Genomic DNA, 2551 nt, shown 5'->3' with positions numbered 1-2551 from the left:
AAAGTCGTTGCGGACCTCGGTCAGGGGCACCTGCTGAGCAAAACGCGAAAATGATTCTATGGACGGCGAAAGCCGGCAGGACGCGTCACTCGCCCGCATCGTCGCTCGGCCATGCAAGTGGCGGGTCCACTCAGGAACGAGTCATCTATGGCGATGGTGTGTGGAGGCCTACTCCCGGCTTCAGCACGGCGCCACACCCTTTTGCTTGTGTTCCTGACGAACTCTCGTCGACCCGCCAGGACTGACCGGCCGGCACAGCAAGCAATCTACTGATTAATGGACCGCGGAATGAATGTCCGCCCCGCGCAACAATCCTTAAAGTTCGAGCAAGACCTGCTATAACAAGTCTGACGCCTACGGTTCATGTAGCGTTTCGCCGGCGGTTACATAAAGTGCCTTGCTTATGGAAAGCAATCCGGCCGCGAATGGTTGATGTGCTGCGGCCTTCGTCGTTGCGCGATGGCGCTCCCTTCCACGCCTTCGATCGTTTCCTGTGCGCTTGCCAATCCCCGAAAATCTTCTCAGTTTCCGAGGTGCCACTTGAACATAACGTCCTTCGCGCGCCGGGCAGCCTCGATACTCATTCCTGCCGCCTTCGCAACGTTCACGTCGATATGCGCCAATGCGCAGGCTGTCGCCACGGACTGGCCTACCTTCGGGATGAACAAGGAGCGTATCGGTTACAACGCGGCCGAACGCGTGCTCGGGGTGGGCAACGTTCCTCAATTGCGGCAACACTGGGCGACCGACATCGGAGGCCCCATCACCACGCAGCCGACGCTGATTGCAGGCGTTCCCATCAATGGCGTGCCGACCGATGTGGTGTACGCGGCTACATGGCTCGGCAGGATCGTCGCCTTGAACGCCGCGACGGGTGCGATCATCTGGAGCGTCCAGGCGCCTACCGTGCAAACCGACTGCGCTGATTTCAACGCGTCCAATCGCTTGCTAGGCACGATCGGCACGCCTACGCTCGACCGCGCGACCAATCGCATGTACGTGGTGACTGCTTTCGGATTTCTGCATGCGCTGGATCTGTCCACTGGCGCCGATGTTATGCCGTGGGCGCAACTGCTGGATCCGGCAAACGGCTCGCCAAGAACGTTCGTGTATGGCAGCCCGACGCTCAACGGCTCCGACATCTATGTTGCCACCGCCAGCCGATGTGACCGCAGGCCATATCATGGCCAGGTGATACGCGTGTCGACCACTAACCTTGAGATCCTGCAAAGATGGTTCCCCACCGGCGCGACAGGACCCGACGGCGGCGGCATATGGGGTCCAGGCGGCATCTCCATTACGTCGAACGGATTGTGGCTCTACACGGCGACGGGCAACTCGTTTTCAGATCCGGAGAATCTGCCCTACGCGGAGCATGTCGTGAGGCTGACGCCCAGTCTCGTCGTCGATGCGGCAGACGCGCCCGCGCCTCCGCCTCCGAACAATCGCGACGTGGACTTCGGTGCGACGCCGCTGCTGTTCCAAAGTCGTAACTGCCCGCCAATGTTGGCTGCGATCCAGAAGACCGGGATGCTGTACATCTACAATCGCAACGCCCTGGCTAGCGGACCCATCAATTCTTTCCTGATCGGCGAATCGGACGGAAGAGGAAGCTTCAACGGCATACCTGCATTCGATCCGGTGCTGAACCAAATCTATGTCAGTTCGGGGTTGGTCAGCAACGGCCTGGTGGCGTTGTCGGTTCGCACGGATTGTTCCATTGCGCCCGTCTGGAACCTGCGGGTCCGCGGCACCTCGATCGCTCCTCCGGTTCCGCCCGTGGCAGCGAACGGGGTCGTCTATTACGCCTCCGGCGTAGCAAGCGATGTGTACGCGGTCGATGCGCAAAGCGGCCAGCAGCTTTGGAGCACCGCCAGCCTCCCGGTTGCCGATCGCGTGACCGGCGGTATCTTCGCGTCTCCGACGGTCGTCAACGGGCGATTGTTCGTGGCAGGTTTCGACCACAAGATTCATGCATATGGACTGTAGGAAGATGGCTCAGGCGATCGGGCTTCGGTGATCGCCTTCGAGCGTAGCGCGCTTGCCAGGCCTCGGCGCTGGTATTGCGAAATATCGCAAAACAATGCTGGTCGTCGCAATTGATATAGAACGCGGTCGTACCGTCGGGTGCCTGTAAAAGGGCTGCTGACCGTCGTCGGCTTAGGGGCCTTTATCTGACGTTGACTTGTTGGTGGATCAACGTCGGCAACGGCCGGGGACCGGCGGGCGATCCGGTCTCAGCGTATGGCGGTTGAACCTTTGAAGCTGCCGTAGAAGCCACCTTGAGTCGAAGGGCCGTTCTGGGTCGGTTTCGGGCGACCTCGTCGGGCAGTGACCCGCCAATGCGCGTTGTTCGACGCTCCGCCAGTCTGGTTCCGGCTGCATCTCTAGGCGGTCACTCACGGATCGGTGCCAGCCAAATCAAAGCAGATGCACTCCGCGATTCCGGACGGACACCGCAAGCGGATCTGACGAATTCATTCACTCGGCACTGGGAGAACGTCGCCGACGCGACAGGCGTCGCTTATCGTGGCTATGCGACAGACCATCT

The 2551-nt window shown here is 60.4% G+C and carries 1 protein-coding gene; it reads left to right on the top strand.

Translation table 11 applies throughout. From position 1 onward, the window contains the following. Nucleotides 1-540 precede the first annotated feature (540 nt). Nucleotides 541-1989 (top strand): outer membrane protein assembly factor BamB family protein, encoded by a 1449-nt coding sequence (locus AWB67_RS36300; protein ID WP_159965135.1) that lies wholly within the window; start codon nt 541-543, stop codon nt 1987-1989. Nucleotides 1990-2551: the final 562 nt, after the last annotated feature.

The organism is Caballeronia terrestris (assembly GCF_001544515.1).
Classification (GTDB): domain Bacteria; phylum Pseudomonadota; class Gammaproteobacteria; order Burkholderiales; family Burkholderiaceae; genus Caballeronia; species Caballeronia terrestris.
The sequence above is the reverse complement of the archived record's forward strand: the minus strand, read 5'-3'. Positions and strand labels throughout refer to the sequence as shown.